Source organism: Escherichia sp. WS1451 (assembly GCF_046487365.1).
Lineage (GTDB): Bacteria > Pseudomonadota > Gammaproteobacteria > Enterobacterales > Enterobacteriaceae > Escherichia > Escherichia coli.
Genome location: NZ_JBJQJP010000010.1, coordinates 1 through 17,189, shown reverse-complemented (window position 1 = coordinate 17,189; position 17,189 = coordinate 1). Strand labels below are relative to the sequence as shown.

18 protein-coding genes are annotated in these 17,189 nt (G+C 52.6%); 7 read left to right on the top strand and 11 right to left on the bottom strand.

Going from position 1 to position 17,189, the window contains the following annotated elements:
* The first annotated feature begins 2 nt into the window (after positions 1–2).
* Complete coding sequence (gene apaH / locus ACJHX7_RS14005; RefSeq protein ID WP_000257195.1) at positions 3–851, top strand: bis(5'-nucleosyl)-tetraphosphatase (symmetrical) ApaH; 849 nt, start codon at positions 3–5, stop codon at positions 849–851.
* On the opposite strand, the gene ACJHX7_RS14000 is transcribed toward apaH, so the two are convergent.
* The 10 genes from ACJHX7_RS14000 to ACJHX7_RS13955 all read right to left on the bottom strand — a co-directional run bounded on the left by ACJHX7_RS14000 (position 848) and on the right by ACJHX7_RS13955 (position 9,384).
* On the bottom strand, positions 848–1,162 hold the full coding sequence (locus ACJHX7_RS14000; RefSeq protein WP_001160965.1) for a CcdB family protein: 315 nt from the start codon (positions 1,160–1,162) through the stop codon (positions 848–850). The genes apaH and ACJHX7_RS14000 overlap by 4 nt on opposite strands.
* A 2-nt stretch (positions 1,163–1,164) precedes the next feature.
* Complete coding sequence (locus ACJHX7_RS13995) at positions 1,165–1,398, bottom strand: type II toxin-antitoxin system CcdA family antitoxin (RefSeq protein ID WP_000125568.1); 234 nt, start codon at positions 1,396–1,398, stop codon at positions 1,165–1,167.
* Positions 1,399–1,483: 85 nt separating this feature from the next.
* Positions 1,484–1,963, bottom strand: a complete 480-nt coding sequence (gene folA, locus ACJHX7_RS13990) for a type 3 dihydrofolate reductase (RefSeq protein ID WP_000624375.1) — start codon at positions 1,961–1,963, stop codon at positions 1,484–1,486.
* A gap of 191 nt (positions 1,964–2,154) precedes the next feature.
* Positions 2,155–4,017, bottom strand: a complete 1,863-nt coding sequence (gene kefC, locus ACJHX7_RS13985; protein WP_000377117.1) for a glutathione-regulated potassium-efflux system protein KefC — start codon at positions 4,015–4,017, stop codon at positions 2,155–2,157.
* The gene (kefF, locus tag ACJHX7_RS13980; protein WP_000600732.1) at positions 4,010–4,540 is read right to left on the bottom strand and encodes a glutathione-regulated potassium-efflux system oxidoreductase KefF; all 531 of its coding nucleotides are present in this window, start codon (positions 4,538–4,540) and stop codon (positions 4,010–4,012) included. Before kefF ends, kefC begins: the two co-directional genes overlap by 8 nt.
* 107 nt (positions 4,541–4,647) lie before the next feature.
* A complete protein-coding gene (locus ACJHX7_RS13975) occupies positions 4,648–5,979 on the bottom strand; it encodes an MFS transporter (protein WP_001183201.1) in 1,332 nt (443 codons plus the stop codon).
* A 57-nt stretch (positions 5,980–6,036) separates the two neighbouring features.
* Positions 6,037–6,324 (bottom strand): ferredoxin-like protein FixX, encoded by a 288-nt coding sequence (fixX, locus tag ACJHX7_RS13970; RefSeq protein WP_000203741.1) that lies wholly within the window; start codon positions 6,322–6,324, stop codon positions 6,037–6,039.
* Complete coding sequence (locus tag ACJHX7_RS13965; RefSeq protein ID WP_001287712.1) at positions 6,321–7,607, bottom strand: FAD-dependent oxidoreductase; 1,287 nt, start codon at positions 7,605–7,607, stop codon at positions 6,321–6,323. The genes fixX and ACJHX7_RS13965 overlap by 4 nt, the downstream gene beginning before the upstream one ends.
* Before the next feature lie 50 nt (positions 7,608–7,657).
* On the bottom strand, positions 7,658–8,599 hold the full coding sequence (locus tag ACJHX7_RS13960; RefSeq protein WP_001091511.1) for an electron transfer flavoprotein subunit alpha/FixB family protein: 942 nt from the start codon (positions 8,597–8,599) through the stop codon (positions 7,658–7,660).
* 14 nt (positions 8,600–8,613) lie between these two features.
* The gene (locus ACJHX7_RS13955; RefSeq protein WP_000692225.1) at positions 8,614–9,384 is read right to left on the bottom strand and encodes an electron transfer flavoprotein; all 771 of its coding nucleotides are present in this window, start codon (positions 9,382–9,384) and stop codon (positions 8,614–8,616) included.
* Positions 9,385–9,856: 472 nt separating this feature from the next.
* Between ACJHX7_RS13955 and caiT the strand changes: the two genes are divergently transcribed.
* The 6 genes from caiT to caiE all read left to right on the top strand — a co-directional run bounded on the left by caiT (position 9,857) and on the right by caiE (position 17,006).
* Positions 9,857–11,371: an L-carnitine/gamma-butyrobetaine antiporter gene (gene caiT, locus ACJHX7_RS13950; RefSeq protein ID WP_000787109.1), complete on the top strand. Its 1,515-nt coding sequence runs from the start codon at positions 9,857–9,859 to the stop codon at positions 11,369–11,371.
* A gap of 30 nt (positions 11,372–11,401) precedes the next feature.
* Complete coding sequence (caiA, locus tag ACJHX7_RS13945) at positions 11,402–12,544, top strand: crotonobetainyl-CoA dehydrogenase (protein WP_000347117.1); 1,143 nt, start codon at positions 11,402–11,404, stop codon at positions 12,542–12,544.
* Positions 12,545–12,672: 128 nt separating this feature from the next.
* The gene (gene caiB, locus ACJHX7_RS13940; protein WP_000349942.1) at positions 12,673–13,890 is read left to right on the top strand and encodes an L-carnitine CoA-transferase; all 1,218 of its coding nucleotides are present in this window, start codon (positions 12,673–12,675) and stop codon (positions 13,888–13,890) included.
* Between the two features lie 72 nt (positions 13,891–13,962).
* Entirely contained in the window at positions 13,963–15,516 is a 1,554-nt protein-coding gene (gene caiC, locus ACJHX7_RS13935; RefSeq protein ID WP_094030013.1) for a crotonobetaine/carnitine-CoA ligase, read from the top strand.
* Between the two features lie 108 nt (positions 15,517–15,624).
* Positions 15,625–16,410: a crotonobetainyl-CoA hydratase gene (caiD, locus tag ACJHX7_RS13930; RefSeq protein WP_001295419.1), complete on the top strand. Its 786-nt coding sequence runs from the start codon at positions 15,625–15,627 to the stop codon at positions 16,408–16,410.
* Positions 16,411–16,415: 5 nt separating this feature from the next.
* On the top strand, positions 16,416–17,006 hold the full coding sequence (gene caiE, locus ACJHX7_RS13925; RefSeq protein ID WP_000122882.1) for a carnitine operon protein CaiE: 591 nt from the start codon (positions 16,416–16,418) through the stop codon (positions 17,004–17,006).
* Positions 17,007–17,111: 105 nt separating this feature from the next.
* Here caiE and ACJHX7_RS13920 read toward each other — a convergent pair.
* Positions 17,112–17,189 (bottom strand): IS3 family transposase (locus ACJHX7_RS13920; RefSeq protein ID WP_322967685.1); only part of this gene is annotated, 78 nt, incomplete at its 5' end.

Sequence of the window (17,189 nt, the reverse complement as noted above, 5' to 3'; positions counted from 1 at the left end):
ATATGGCGACATACCTTATTGGCGACGTTCATGGTTGTTACGATGAACTGATCGCATTGCTGCATAAAGTAGAATTTACCCCTGGGAAAGATACCCTCTGGCTGACGGGCGATCTGGTCGCGCGCGGCCCGGGTTCGCTGGATGTTCTGCGCTATGTGAAATCCTTAGGCGACAGCGTACGTCTGGTGCTGGGTAATCACGATCTGCATCTGCTGGCGGTATTTGCCGGGATCAGCCGCAATAAACCGAAAGATCGCCTGACACCGCTGCTGGAAGCGCCGGATGCCGACGAGCTGCTTAACTGGCTGCGTCGCCAGCCTTTGCTGCAAATCGACGAAGAGAAAAAGTTGGTGATGGCCCACGCCGGGATCACGCCGCAGTGGGATCTGCAGACCGCCAAAGAGTGCGCGCGCGATGTAGAAGCGGTGCTGTCGAGTGACTCCTATCCCTTCTTTCTTGATGCCATGTACGGCGATATGCCAAATAACTGGTCACCGGAATTGCGGGGGCTGGGAAGACTGCGGTTTATCACCAACGCCTTTACCCGTATGCGTTTTTGCTTCCCGAACGGTCAACTGGATATGTACAGCAAAGAATCGCCGGAAGAGGCCCCTGCCCCACTGAAACCGTGGTTTGCGATTCCTGGCCCTGTCGCTGAAGAATACAGCATCGCCTTTGGTCACTGGGCATCGCTGGAAGGCAAAGGTACGCCGGAAGGTATTTACGCGCTGGATACTGGCTGCTGCTGGGGTGGTACATTAACCTGCCTGCGCTGGGAAGATAAACAGTATTTTGTCCAGCCGTCGAACCGGCATAAAGATATGGGTGAGGGAGAGGCGGCCGCGTCTTAAATCCCGTCGAGCATAAAATCTAATGCTCCTTTAATCAACGTTCGGTGCGCGCTGGCATCGCAAAATTTCGTTCCCAGCGCGTTAACTGGAACAGTTGCAGTCTCATGCGTCATGAGCACATATTCTTTGCCATCTATCAGTAAAAGGATTGGATTAAGCCGTTCTGGTGGGCGAATACGGCTAAATCGTTCAATAGGTGTTAATGGAATAACGATACGGCGATTAATCTCACCAATAATGTCGCTGGTAACATCGATAACAAAGGGAAACGCGGCGTTCCTGCCGCGACTGCGGTATACCGTAAATTGCATCGCTAGAAGCTCCGGTACTCATCAGAGAAACATCCGGTTTCATCAGCCAATTGATTTAACGCAGCGATAGCTTCTGTGTTCTCTTCACGCCAACGTGTTGCGGCATGTTTTTTAAGTTCAGCATTGAGCGCAACCGTAAGGGTGGCGCTCATATTTAAGCCTGCATCACGAGCGCGATTGACTAACTCACGGTCGACGGTGACGGTCACACTTTGTGTGGTACGTTTTGCAGTCATGATATCGTGCTCCTGTACAATTTATACGTCTAGTATACACGGATATCTGCACGTATTAGTGATGCCGGAATTCTAATATACAAACTTACCGCCGCTCCAGAATCTCAAAGCAATAGCTGTGAGAGTTCTGCGCATCAGCGTCGTGGAATTCGCTGAATACCGATTCCCAGTCATCCGGCTCGTAATCCGGGAAATGGGTGTCGCCTTCCACTTCTGCGTCAATATGCGTCAGATACAGTTTTTGCGCTTTTGGCAGGAACTGCTCATAAACGCGACCACCGCCAATCACCATGATTTCTGGTACGTCACCACACGCCGCGATGGCTTCATCTACCGATTTCACCCACGTTACGCGATCGTCCGTACCCGGTTGACTGCTGAGGATAATATTTTTGCGTCCTGGCAGCGGACGACCGATGGATTCCCAGGTATGGCGGCCCATAATCACGGGTTTATTTAAGGTGTTGCGTTTAAACCAGGCGAGATCGGCAGGCAGGTTCCACGGCATGGCGTTTTCCATGCCGATAACGCGATCTACCGCTAACGCCGCAATCAGACTGATCATTGAGATTTCCCGATAAAAAAAATTGTCGCCACTATACGTAAAGCGTAAACCGTCGTCGACTGGTGCGAGGATGATGTTGAGGAAAATTTTATATTCTGCTGGCGAGTCCACGCTCTCTCCCTGGACTCGCCGCATTACAATGAAATAAAAACAATTAGTTAGCTGTAAAGTGTGATTTACGTCACTCTTTATTAGGATGAGGGTTTCGTTTCCGGTTCATCCGCCATGTTGCCGGTATGTTTCCCTTCTTCGGTTCCCTGCCAGCCATGTCGTTGAATTAATGACAGATGTTCGCGGTCTTCGGTGATGATCTCACTTAACATCGCGCTGGTGCGTTTATAGACCGCCGCGCGGGCTTTGGTGTCGTTCTCAACCATTGCCATCTCTTCCACCATCTGAATATTAAAGCGGCGGAACACATCGGCGCGTTCTCGCGCTTCATACGGCCCCAGACCTAAACTTTCCAGTGCCAGACGCCCGGTTTTCAGCGCACCTTCAAAGGTTTCTCGCTCCGGCTTTTCAACGCCTGCCTGACGCAAACGAATGTAGTGGTCGACATCGCGGGCGCGGGCAATAATCTGCAAATGCGGGAAATGTTCTTTCACCATCTCTGTCAGTTGCAGGTTGGTTTGCGGATCGTCGATGGCGTTAATCAGCACTTCCGCTTTCGCCGCTCCGGCAGATTCCAGTAAATCCATCCGCGTGGCATCGCCATAAAACACTTTCATACCAAATTTACGCAAGGTTTCGATATGGTCCGGATCGTGATCGAGCACCACCATTTTCACCCCGCTGGAGAGCAGTAAACGTCCGGTGATCTGCCCAAAACGACCGAATCCGGCAATGATTACCCGCGGCTGTTCTTCGTCGATCTCATCGGCTTCACGCGCCTCTTCAGTAGAAGATTGCTCAAGGCGATTGAGGATCACCAGCAGAATCGGCGTTGCCGCCATCGACAGTGCCACCGCCAGGGTCAGCGATTTCGCCCACTCTGGCTCCAGCACATTCGCCATCTGCGCCGCACCAAATACTACAAAGGCAAACTCACTGCCCTGTCCTAATAACACCGCAAACCAGCGACGCTGTTTATTTGGCACCTGCAACGGTCGGGCAATCAGCCACAGCATGGCGATTTTGATGATGAGGAAGCCGAGCAGCAAAATAACAATGCGCAACGGATTTTCAAGCAACGTGCCAAAGTCTATCGACATGCCAACGCCAATGAAAAACAGCCCCAGCAGCAAACCTTTAAAGGGTTCGATATCGCTTTCCAGCGCATGACGGTATTCCGAGCTTGCCAGCAGTACGCCCGCCAGAAACGCGCCCATCGCCATCGACAAGCCGACCTCTTCCAGCAGCAAACCAAAGCCAAACACGAGGAATAACGCCACGGCACTAAACACTTCCCGCAAGCCAGAGCGGGCTACAAAACGCAGCGCCGGACGCGTGACATAGCGCCCCAGCAATACCACCAGCACCAGCGCACCCGCCACTTTTAACGCCGAGAGAGCAAATGCGCCCATCGTCGTCGAGGCACTGCTCGCCGCCAGTAGCGGGATCATCGCCACCAGCGGGATCGCCGCGATATCCTGGAACAGCAGCACCGCAAAGGCACTGCGGCCCATCTGCGTCACCATCAGATTACGTTCATTCATCGCCTGCATGGCAATCGCCGTAGAGGAGAGCGCCAGCGTCATGCCGATCAATTCCGCTACCTGCCAGCGCAGCCCAAGTAACATGCAGAACAGCCCCAGCAGGCCGCCGCAAATCACCATCTGCAATGCGCCACCGCCGAACACTGCCGCACGCAGCTTCCACAGCCTTTGTGGATCGAGTTCGAGGCCGATAATAAACAGCATCAGCACCACGCCAATCTCGGCAAAGTGCAGGATAGATTCGGCATCGGTCACCAGTCGCAGCCCCCACGGGCCAATAATACAACCCGCGATCAGGTAGCCAAGTACCGATCCCAGACCAAGACGTACTGCAATGGGTACAATCAGCGCCGCCGAACCGAGATAAATCAGCGCCTGAATCAGCGTATGGCTATCCATGATGTGCCTCCTGCCATTCCAGCAGACGTTGCTTATAGTGCCGCGCCTGCCCTTCGAGGGTTTCGTCGTCACAAATAAAGGTGCAGTGCATGGCAAACGGCGGCAGCCAGTTCAGCCCGCAGTAGATTGCCGTCGCCTGTAGCGGCTGCGACAGCACATCAAACCCCGGATGCGTGCCAATCTCAAAATGGCTTTCCCCACCGCCGGTCGTCACCGCCCACAGTAAATGTTTGCCATGCAGCGCCGTGCCGCCGTGACCGTAAGCCCAGCCGTGCGAGAAGACTTTATCGATCCAAAGTTTGAGGAGCGGAGGAATGCTGTACCACTGCATCGGGTGCTGCCAGACGATCAGATCGGCGCGAGACAGCGCCTCCTGCTCGGCGGCAATATCGATATTGAAGTCAGGATAGAGTTGATAAAGAGAGCGAATTTCGACGCCTTCCAGCGTCCTTGCCTGTTCAAGCATCCGTTTATTCGCATGGGAATGATGCGGATACGGATGCGCATAAATTATAAGAATCATAGGTAGCCCGCGTGATTACGCCTTTGTTTTCCCACAAAGTGTAGTCATATATTCACGCGGCTTATAGTCAATAATATTGATTCAGAAAAGAGAGAAATCTGAACAAATTACCCCATTCTCTGCCCGCGGATCGTCATATTGCTGGTCTGCGCCAGTGACATCCCTCGAGTCTCCGGAGCAAACGCTACGGAAATCAACAAGCCAAACAGCGAGATACCCGCCCCCATCAGCATGGTGCTACTGATGCCGTAATTATTGATAAAGATTGGCAGTGCCCAGGTCGAAACAATGGTGCCAATACGGCTTAAGGACATAATCACGCCCACGGCAGAGGCGCGGATATCCGTCGGGAAGAGTTCATTAGGATAGAGCCACTGCAAATTACCCGGCCCGCCAGAGAAAAAGGCATACACCGCAAATGCCATCACTACCAGCCAGATCCCCATATCCGGGATCAGCCCCAAAACCGCCAGCGCCAGCGTCATCATGGCAAAACTGCCAATCAACAATGGACGCCGTCCGGCGGTGTTTAACCACAGCATCGGCGGAATACAGCCAAGCATAAAGAACAGGCTAATCACCACATTCCCCAACGCCGCGTTTTTGCCAACTCCCAATCCCAACAAACCAACGATTTGCGGGCCAAAGGTGTAAATGGCGAACATGGGGATCACCTGGCAGGTCCAGATGGCGGCAACAAACAGAACAAAAGGAAAATGGCGGCGATTAAACAGATCGCGAAAACGGGTTTGCTGCGGCTGCTCTTCATCGAAAGCCACCGGTTCGCCAAACAGTTTGATCATCATCTCTTCGCACTCTTTTACTCGCCCTTTGCGTAACAACCAGCGGGGAGATTCAGGCAGTTCGAATCGACCAATCAAAATCAACAAACAGGGGATCGCTGCGCTACCCAGCATCCAGCGCCAACCACCTTCCACATCATAAAGCCAATAGCCGACCAAATCGGCGCAGGTCGCGCCGACATACCACATCGCGGCGATAAAGCTGATGGAAAACGCCCGCTGACGGGTACTGGAGAACTCGGTGATCATTGAGGTGGCGATGGGATAATCCGCACCGATGACAATGCCGATAAGTACCCGCATCACCAACAGTTCGACGGGGGATGAGACAAACATCGTCGCCACAGATATCACGCCGATGGCGATGATATCAATGAGGAACATTTTGCGCCGTCCGACTTTATCGGAGATATAGCCAAACAGCGATGTGCCAACGAACAGCCCGGCGAGCGTTCCCGCGCCCAGCAAGCCAATCCAGTCAGCGTCCAGTTTCAGCGCCGGAGTCAGTTGCTCCAGCGCCACGCCAATCATTACCAGTACATAACCATCCAGAAACGGACCACCGCTTCCCCACAGCAAAATGCGGCGGTGAATAGAGGAGAATTTGAGATCGTCAAAGTTTCTGGACGGTTGCATGGGTTATTCCTGTTTTTTGCAATGAGAGTCAGTGCGGCGTTACGTATCAAACCAACATCAGCCGTAACGGAACTCCACACCAAAGGTGCCGCGCGGGTATTCCCACTGTTCCAGCGCCGACCCCAGCCCCAGAATGCGACAGGTGCCGCACTCCAGACATCCGGCGTAATCGAAGCGCACACTGCCGTCATCCTGCTTCTTGTACAGACCTGCGGGGCACGCTTTCACCAGCAGCTCCAGCGCCTGTTTATCGGCATCGGCCTTCACAACAATGTGCGGATGCTCTTCATCGACATTGAATTTATTGACGCCCAGTTTGACGTCCACATTGACGGGAGAAGTCATAAAACGGTCACTCCTTTCATGCCATCCTTGATCAGATTGATGAAACCCACTTTCTTGCCGTGGCGGAGGATTTTCTTGCGCATCAGTTCCGGCGCACTGCCGTCAATGGTGAACAGGTCACGCGCCACGCCCACCGCCAGTTCCGGGTAGCCGTTAAACATGCGTGGGTTATCAAGGAACGCCGGTAGTTTCTGGTACATGCGCATATCGCGCAGCGGGCCACTCTCAAGATGCTGACGATATTCCGCGAGTTTTTGCTTACTGAAATCGTCGCTTTTCATCGCTGAAAGCACAGTTTTTGCTGCTGCTTCCCCGGCGGCAATCGCCAGATCCATACCGCGAATGGTAAAACCGAGGTTCATACACATTCCGGCGGCATCACCGGCAATCAGTACGCCGTCACCAACCAACTCCGGCAGCATGTTGATACCTGCTTCCGGCACTACGTGAGCGGAATATTCCACCAGCTTGCCGCCCGCGATCAGCGGTGCAACGGCCGGATGTTGTTTGAAATCTTCCAGCATTTGCGGCACCGATTTTTTTGCGTCATGCAGATGATGCAAACCACAAACCAGCCCCAGCGACAGGGTATTTTCATTGGTATAAAGGAAGCCACCGCCCATCAGGCCATCGGTGGGTGATCCCGCAAACAGGCAAGCCGCGCCCTGATTACCCTGCAACTGAAAACGGTCTTCGATAACCGACTTCGGTAACTCGATCAGTTCCTTCACGCCAACCGCCACATCCGTCGGTTTAACGCGTTTTGCCATCCCCAGCTTTTCGGCAAGGATGGAATTCACCCCATCAGCAAGGATCACCGTTTTCGCTTCAATCACATCGCCATCAGCTTCTACGCCGACAACTTTGCCATCGCGCTGTACGAGGTTATCGACGCGGATCCCGGTAATTAACTGCGCGCCCGCTTCTTCGGCCTGCTCCATCAGCCAGGCATCAAATTTACTGCGCAAAACGGAGTAAGAACGCTGGGATGGCGAGGTTTCGTCGCCATTGCAGTAGTCCATAGTCATCGCTGACTTTTCCGTCATAAACGCGAGTTTTTCATGGGTGATCAGGCGTTCTACGGGGGCGGAGTCAGCGAAACCAGGAATAATGTGTTCCAGACTGTGGGCATAGAGACGCCCGCCGGTGACGTTCTTGGCACCTGCGGAATTGCCACGCTCGATAACTAACACTTGCGCACCTTCGCGGGCGAGCACCAGTGCGGCAACCGAACCGGCAAGCCCTGCACCGACGATGATGGCGTCAAAGATATCTTCGGACATAAGAGCTCCCTGTCAGCGGCAGGGCCAAAATGCAGCCCTGCCAGAGTGGATCAACGCGCTAAAGCTGCGGTCAGTGCCGGAAGGATTTTCACGGCGTCGCCAACAATGCCGTAATCCGCGTACTGGAAGATCGGCGCATTTTTATCTTTGTTGATGGCGAAAATGGTTTGCGACGCATTAGCGCCAACCATGTGCTGGATCTGCCCGGAGATCCCCACCGCCAGGTACAGTTCAGGTTTCAGCATCAGGTTGGAGATACCGACATAGCGTTCGTGCTCCATCCATTTTTCGTTTTCCGCCACCGGACGAGAACAGGCCAGCTCCGCACCTATCGCCTTACAAAGCTGTTCTGCCAGCGCAATGTTCTCTTTGCTGCCAATACCGCGACCGACGCTGACCACCAGTCGGGCTTTGTCGAGATCGACGCTGTTGCTCTGACGCGCCTGGGTTGCCGTGCGGGTAATCGCCACAGCCGGAGCCTGCCACTCCACGGTGTGCGTTTCGCCAGTGCGTGACGCGTCTGGCTGAGCCGCATCGAACGTGCCGCTGCTGATGGTCAGTACCGCATACGGCGTGGCAATGCGTTCTTCGCCAATCGCCAGACCGCCGTAAACCATGTGTTTCACTGTCGCTTTACCGTCCTGTACGCTGACGGTGCTGGCATCGTTAGACACCGCCGCTTTAAGGCGATAACCCAGTTTTGCCGCCAGTAATTTGCCGCGACGGGTGTTTGGCAACAGCACCAGACCGTCTGCGCCGTGCTGGCGAATAGTGTCAGCCATGACACCGGCGTAATCTTCGATCATCCGCTCGTCCGGTTTGCCGCTTAATTTCCAGACATGATTAGCGCCGAGCTGGATTGCCTGTGCGCCGTCGGCATCATTGAGGACAAAAGTGTTGATTTGATTAGCTAAAGCCTGCGCACCGTTCATCAGTTCCGGCAGACGAGAAGGGGTATCGCTGAATACCCAGACTTGAGAAAACGTGTTCATAGCATCCCCTGTAATTAAATGACTTTGCGAAGATTTTCAGCAAATGCGGCGATCTGTTCTTCGCCGTCGCCTTCAATCACGATGCGCTGACGCTCGCGCTGTTTCGGCGCGGCAACCTGTTGTTCTGACCAGGCTGCCTCTGCGTTAAAACCGATATCCGCCGCCGACCATACCTGGACTGGCTTTTTCGCCGCGCCGAGAATGGCTTTCATCGAAGGAATTTGTGGGGAGTTGATATCAGTGGAAACAGCAACAACCGCAGGCAGCGGAATGCTTAAGGTTTCGGTTTCATCTTCCAGTTCGCGCTCAACGGTGAGGGTATCTGCCGTCAGGGAGATAATTTTGCTGACGCCGTTAACTGCCGGAATATTGAGGATTTCGCCTACCAGCAAACCAACCTGCTGGGCATAAAGGTCGGAAGAACCATCGCCACAGAGGATCAAATCAAAGCCTGCTTTCTGGGCGGCGGCAGCCAGTGCGCTCGCCGTTTGTTGCGGCAGTGCCTGCTCGAACTGGTCATCAATCACCACAATCAGTTCATCCGGACCGCGCGATAGCACATCTTTACGCCCTTTGGCGTTGGTCAGGGCTTTACCGCCCACACTTAAGGCCGTCACCTGCCCCTCTGCTGCCTGTTGCTTTAGCTGGCAAGCCGCTTCAATAGCGTTGAGATCGTATTGGCTTATTTTGGCATCGGCTTTACTGAAGTCTAACGAACCATCAGCATTATTGACCGCAATATCCTGTTCATCAGGCACGCACTTATAGCAAGTAATAATCTTCATTGCATCTCCAGAAATCATGAAGGAAACGTCGTTCATATCGGTGGTGTTAATTACAGATATCACGCCCTTTAATTTGGAAATAAAACTTTAATCACCAATATTGAAAATGTCACACGCAGATAAATCCAACTTTCAATATTGTTAAGCTCCTCACCAATATTGAAAACATGGCGTAGCAAAAAGAAATTTTCAATATTGTTTTATGGATCACCAATATTGAAAGTCAGATGCTATTTTTTTACTCACAATCAAACTCATCACATTGATAAACAATGAATATTTACACAAAAACGCCCTGTTTTTACCCGATAAAAAACTGTGACTAACATCACAGAACGCAGCCAATTGAATACCCATTATGAGTTAGCCATTAACGCGTCCACGAGGTTAATAATAATTATATTAAATGTTAACAAAAATAAAACAAACGGGAACGCAAAATAAATATTCGTTTTCACAGTGGAATTAACTCATGAAGAATGAAAAGAGAAAAACGGGAATAGAACCGAAGGTTTTCTTTCCGCCGTTAATAATCGTCGGCATACTTTGTTGGCTTACAGTCAGAGATCTGGATGCAGCGAATGTCGTTATTAATGCTGTATTCAGTTACGTCACCAATGTATGGGGATGGGCATTTGAATGGTATATGGTAGTGATGCTTTTCGGTTGGTTCTGGCTGGTGTTTGGCCCGTATGCCAAAAAGCGTTTAGGTAACGAACCACCTGAATTTAGTACCGCCAGTTGGATCTTTATGATGTTCGCCTCCTGTACGTCTGCTGCCGTACTGTTCTGGGGATCGATTGAGATCTACTACTACATCTCCACCCCGCCGTTTGGCTTAGAACCGAACTCGACAGGGGCGAAAGAGTTGGGGCTGGCTTACAGCTTGTTCCACTGGGGACCTCTGCCGTGGGCCACTTACAGCTTCCTTTCAGTCGCCTTCGCTTACTTCTTCTTTGTCCGCAAAATGGAAGTGATTCGCCCCAGCTCGACACTGGTGCCGCTGGTGGGTGAAAAACACGCCAAAGGGTTGTTCGGTACTATCGTCGACAACTTCTATCTCGTCGCCTTGATCTTCGCGATGGGTACCAGTCTGGGCCTTGCCACGCCGCTGGTGACCGAGTGTATGCAATGGTTGTTTGGCATTCCGCATACCCTGCAACTGGACGCTATCATCATTACCTGCTGGATTATCCTCAACGCCATTTGCGTCGCCTGCGGTCTGCAAAAAGGGGTACGTATCGCCAGTGACGTGCGTAGTTACCTGAGCTTCCTGATGTTGGGTTGGGTGTTCATTGTCAGCGGTGCCAGCTTCATCATGAACTACTTCACCGATTCGGTGGGGATGTTGCTGATGTATCTGCCGCGCATGTTGTTCTATACCGATCCCATCGCTAAAGGCGGCTTCCCGCAGGGCTGGACCGTGTTCTACTGGGCATGGTGGGTGATTTACGCTATCCAGATGAGTATCTTCCTCGCCCGCATCTCCCGTGGTCGTACCGTGCGTGAACTGTGCTTCGGCATGGTGCTGGGGCTGACAGCGTCAACCTGGATCCTGTGGACTGTACTCGGTAGTAACACTCTGCTGTTGATGGATAAAAACATCATCAACATTCCAAATCTGATCGAACAGTACGGTGTGGCGCGCGCCATCATCGAAACCTGGGCCGCTCTGCCACTCAGCACCGCCACCATGTGGGGCTTCTTCATCCTCTGCTTTATTGCCACCGTTACGCTGGTTAACGCCTGCTCTTATACCCTGGCGATGTCCACTTGCCGCGAAGTACGCGATGGTGAAGAACCACCGCTGCTGGTGCGTATCGGCTGGTCAATTCTGGTTGGCATTATCGGTATTGTTCTGCTGGCGCTCGGCGGCCTGAAACCGATTCAAACCGCCATTATCGCCGGAGGATGCCCGCTGTTCTTCGTCAACATTATGGTGACGCTCTCCTTTATTAAAGACGCGAAACAGAACTGGAAAGATTAATTAACCCCCAAAATATCAAGAGGTTGAAAGATGGATTTTAATTTAAATGATGAGCAGGAACTGTTTGTCGCCGGTATCCGCGAACTGATGGCCAGCGAAAACTGGGAGGCCTATTTTGCCGAGTGCGACCGTGACAGCGTCTACCCGGAACGTTTTGTCAAAGCACTGGCGGATATGGGTATCGACAGTCTGCTGATCCCTGAAGAGCACGGTGGTCTGGACGCGGGGTTTGTTACTCTCGCCGCCGTGTGGATGGAGCTGGGACGTCTGGGGGCACCAACCTATGTGCTGTACCAGTTGCCGGGCGGGTTCAATACCTTCCTGCGCGAAGGCACACAAGAGCAGATCGACAAGATTATGGCTTTCCGCGGCACCGGTAAGCAGATGTGGAACTCAGCGATTACCGAACCGGGCGCGGGCTCCGACGTGGGTAGCCTGAAAACGACTTATACCCGTAGAAATGGTAAGATTTATCTTAATGGTAGTAAGTGTTTTATTACCAGCAGCGCCTACACCCCGTACATCGTGGTGATGGCGCGCGACGGGGCTTCTCCGGACAAACCTGTCTACACCGAATGGTTTGTTGATATGAGCAAACCGGGCATCAAAGTGACCAAACTTGAAAAGCTCGGTCTGCGTATGGATAGCTGCTGTGAAATCACTTTTGACGACGTGGAACTGGACGAGAAAGACATGTTCGGTCGGGAAGGTAACGGCTTTAACCGCGTCAAAGAAGAGTTCGACCATGAACGTTTCCTGGTAGCCCTGACCAACTACGGTACGGCGATGTGCGCCTTTGAAGATGCGGCGCGCTACGCCAACCAGCGCGTGCAGTTTGGCGAGGCTATTGGTCGTTTCCAGTTGATTCAGGAAAAATTCGCCCACATGGCGATCAAATTAAACTCCATGAAAAACATGCTGTATGAAGCAGCGTGGAAAGCAGACAACGGCACCATCACCTCTGGCGATGCAGCGATGTGCAAATACTTCTGCGCCAATGCGGCATTTGAAGTGGTGGATAGCGCAATGCAGGTGCTGGGCGGTGTCGGGATTGCGGGCAACCACCGCATCAGCCGCTTCTGGCGTGACCTGCGTGTAGACCGCGTTTCCGGGGGATCTGACGAAATGCAGATCCTGACGCTGGGTCGCGCGGTGCTGAAGCAATACCGCTAAGTCCGTGCGCTGCCTGATGCGACGCTGACGCGTCTTATCAGACCTACGGGAGCACGAATGTAGGCCGGATAAAGCGTTTACGCCGCATCCGGCAGTCATGCGCTACATAAATTTTTCAGGAGCTAATAATGGATCATCTACCCATGCCGAAATTCGGGCCGTTGGCCGGATTGCGCGTTGTCTTCTCCGGTATCGAAATCGCCGGACCGTTTGCCGGGCAAATGTTCGCAGAATGGGGCGCGGAAGTTATCTGGATCGAGAACGTCGCCTGGGCCGACACCATTCGCGTTCAACCGAACTACCCGCAACTCTCCCGCCGCAATTTGCACGCGCTGTCGTTAAATATTTTCAAAGATGAAGGCCGCGAAGCGTTTCTGAAATTAATGGAAACCACCGATATCTTCATCGAAGCCAGTAAAGGTCCGGCCTTTGCCCGTCGTGGCATTACCGATGAAGTACTGTGGCAGCACAACCCGAAACTGGTTATCGCTCACCTGTCCGGTTTTGGTCAGTACGGCACCGAGGAGTACACCAATCTTCCGGCCTATAACACTATCGCCCAGGCCTTTAGTGGTTACCTGATTCAGAACGGTGATGTTGACCAGCCAATGCCTGCCTTCCCGTATACCGCCGATTACTTTTCTGGCCTGACTGCCACCACGGCGGCGCTGGCAGCACTGCATAAAGTGCGTGAAACCGGCAAAGGCGAAAGCATCGACATCGCCATGTATGAAGTGATGTTGCGCATGGGCCAGTACTTCATGATGGATTACTTCAACGGCGGCGAAATGTGCCCGCGCATGACCAAAGGTAAAGATCCCTACTACGCCGGTTGCGGTCTGTATAAATGCGCCGACGGCTACATCGTGATGGAACTGGTGGGCATTACTCAAATTGCAGAGTGCTTTAAAGATATTGGCCTCGCGCATCTGCTCGGCACGCCAGAAATTCCGGAAGGCACTCAACTTATACACCGTATCGAATGCCCTTACGGCCCACTGGTAGAAGAGAAACTCGATGCCTGGCTGGCGGCACATACCATCGCAGAAGTTAAAGAACGCTTTGCCGAACTGAATATCGCCTGTGCCAAAGTACTGACCGTACCGGAACTGGAAAGCAATCCACAGTATGTGGCTCGCGAATCAATCACTCAGTGGCAAACGATGGATGGTCGCACCTGCAAAGGGCCGAACATCATGCCGAAATTCAAAAATAACCCCGGACAAATCTGGCGCGGAATGCCCTCACATGGCATGGACACGGCTGCCATTTTGAAAAATATCGGCTACAGCGAAAACGACATTCAGGAGTTGGTCAGCAAAGGTCTGGCCAAAGTTGAGGACTAAACGCGTGGCGTCAGTCAGCTTGCCTGACTAGCGCCCGCCCAATAACAAACGAACAAAATGGATAGAGGTGCAATGGATATCATTGGCGGACAACATCTACGTCAAATGTGGGACGATCTGGCGGACGTTTACGGTCATAAAACGGCGCTGATTTGTGAATCCAGCGGCGGAGTCGTTAACCGGTATAGTTATCTTGAGTTAAATCAGGAGGTTAACCGCACGGCAAACCTGTTTTATACGCTGGGGATTCGCAAAGGCGACAAGGTTGCTCTACATCTCGACAACTGCCCGGAATTTATCTTTTGCTGGTTCGGGCTGGCAAAAATTGGTGCGATTATGGTGCCGATTAACGCCCGCCTGTTACGCGAGGAAAGCGCGTGGATCCTGCAAAATAGCCAGGCGTGCCTGCTGGTGACCAGTGCGCAATTTTATCCTATGTATCAACAGATTCAGCAGGAAGATGCCACGCAGTTGCGGCACATTTGCCTGACAGATGTGGCACTTCCCGCTGATGATGGCGTGAGTTCGTTTACTCAACTGAAAAATCAACAACCTGCCACCTTGTGCTATGCACCGCCGCTATCGACTGACGATACGGCGGAAATTCTCTTCACCTCCGGCACTACCTCCCGACCGAAAGGTGTGGTGATTACCCATTACAACCTGCGCTTCGCTGGATATTACTCCGCCTGGCAGTGTGCACTGCGTGACGATGACGTCTACCTGACGGTAATGCCTGCGTTTCATATCGATTGCCAGTGTACTGCGGCGATGGCGGCGTTTTCTGCCGGGGCCACCTTTGTGCTGGTCGAGAAATACAGCGCCCGTGCCTTCTGGGGACAGGTGCAGAAGTACCGCGCCACCATTACCGAATGTATTCCGATGATGATCCGTACGTTGATGGTGCAGTCGCCTTCAGCGAACGATCAGCAACACCGCCTGCGGGAAGTGATGTTTTATCTCAACTTGTCGGAGCAGGAAAAAGATGCGTTTTGTGAACGCTTCGGCGTTCGCTTGCTGACGTCTTATGGGATGACGGAAACCATTGTTGGCATTATCGGCGATCGCCCTGGCGATAAACGACGCTGGCCGTCGATTGGTCGGGCGGGGTTTTGCTACGAAGCGGAGATCCGCGACGATCACAATCGCCCGCTCCCGGCAGGTGAGATCGGTGAAATCTGTATTAAAGGCGTACCAGGGAAAACCATCTTCAAAGAGTATTTTCTCAACCCGAAAGCCACTGCGAAAGTACTGGAAGCCGATGGCTGGCTACATACCGGCGATACCGGATACCGCGACGAAGAGGGCTTTTTTTATTTCGTCGATCGCCGCTGCAATATGATCAAACGCGGTGGCGAGAATGTCTCCTGCGTGGAGCTGGAAAATATCATCGCCACCCATCCGAAAATTCAGGACATCGTGGTTGTGGGTATTAAAGATTCGATTCGCGATGAAGCCATCAAAGCATTTGTGGTGCTGAATGAAGGTGAAACATTGAGCGAAGAGGAATTTTTCAGCTTCTGTGAACAAAATATGGCGAAATTTAAAGTGCCCTCTTATCTGGAGATCAGAAAAGATCTGCCACGTAATTGCTCGGGGAAAATAATTAGAAAGAATCTGAAATAAATGAAACAGCAGGGAACTACCCTGTCAGCTAATAATCACGCTCTAAAACAATATGCATTTTTTGCAGGGATGTTGTCGTCCCTGAAAAAGCAAAAATGGAGAAAAGGAATGAGTGAATCATTACATCTGACCCGCAATGGATCAATTCTGGAAATTACCCTTGATCGTCCAAAAGCGAATGCTATTGATGCAAAAACCAGCTTTGAAATGGGCGAAGTATTTCTAAATTTCCGAGACGATCCGCAATTACGTGTCGCCATTATTACCGGTGCCGGAGAGAAATTCTTTTCCGCGGGCTGGGATTTAAAAGCGGCAGCAGAAGGCGAAGCACCGGATGCTGACTTTGGCCCGGGTGGTTTTGCGGGATTAACCGAAATTTTCAATCTCGACAAACCAGTTATCGCCGCTGTGAACGGCTATGCCTTTGGCGGCGGCTTTGAACTGGCACTGGCGGCAGATTTTATTGTCTGTGCCGATAACGCCAGCTTCGCCCTGCCGGAAGCCAAACTGGGCATCGTTCCTGACAGCGGCGGCGTGCTGCGTCTGCCGAAGATCCTGCCGCCTGCCATCGTCAATGAAATGGTGATGACCGGCAGACGAATGGGCGCAGAAGAGGCGCTGCGTTGGGGGATAGTCAACCGCGTGGTTAGCCAGGCGGAACTGATGGATAACGCCCGCGAACTGGCGCAGCAGCTGGTTAACAGCGCTCCGCTGGCGATTGCGGCGCTGAAAGAGATCTACCGCACCACCAGCGAAATGCCGGTAGAAGAAGCGTATCGCTATATTCGCAGCGGCGTGTTGAAACACTATCCGTCGGTTCTGCATTCGGAAGATGCCATTGAAGGGCCGCTGGCGTTTGCCGAGAAGCGCGATCCGGTGTGGAAAGGACGTTAACAACCGTGAGCTATTACGCCTTTGAGGGGTTAATTCCGGTGGTTCACCCGACGGCGTTTGTCCATCCCAGTGCGGTCTTGATTGGCGATGTGATTGTGGGAGCCGGTGTCTACATCGGCCCACTCGCCTCACTGCGTGGTGACTACGGGCGGTTGATCGTGCAAGCGGGAGCCAATATTCAGGATGGCTGCATTATGCATGGCTACTGCGACACTGACACCATCGTTGGGGAAAACGGTCATATCGGGCACGGAGCGATCCTGCATGGTTGTGTGATTGGTCGCGATGCACTGGTCGGGATGAACAGCGTGATTATGGATGGCGCGGTCATTGGCGAAGAGAGCATTGTTGCCGCCATGAGCTTTGTCAAAGCGGGCTTTCGCGGCGAGAAACGCCAGTTGTTGATGGGTACGCCAGCCCGCGCTGTACGCAGTGTTAGTGACGACGAGTTACACTGGAAACGGTTGAATACCAAAGAGTATCAGGATCTTGTCGGGCGCTGTCATGCATCGTTACATGAAACACAACCACTGAGGCAAATGGAGGAAAATCGCCCCCGTTTGCAGGGGACGACGGATGTGACGCCTAAACGGTGATCTTGCCGGATGCGGCGCAACCGCCTTATCCGACCTGGCTGGAGAGCAACCGTAGGCCGGATAAGATGCGCCATGAACTGAACCCCAAAACCTGGACAGTTTCAGTTAACCGGCTTTTTGATACTCAGTCCGGTATTCTACCGGGCTGAGTCCCCCAAGACTGAGTTTTATTCTTTTTTGATT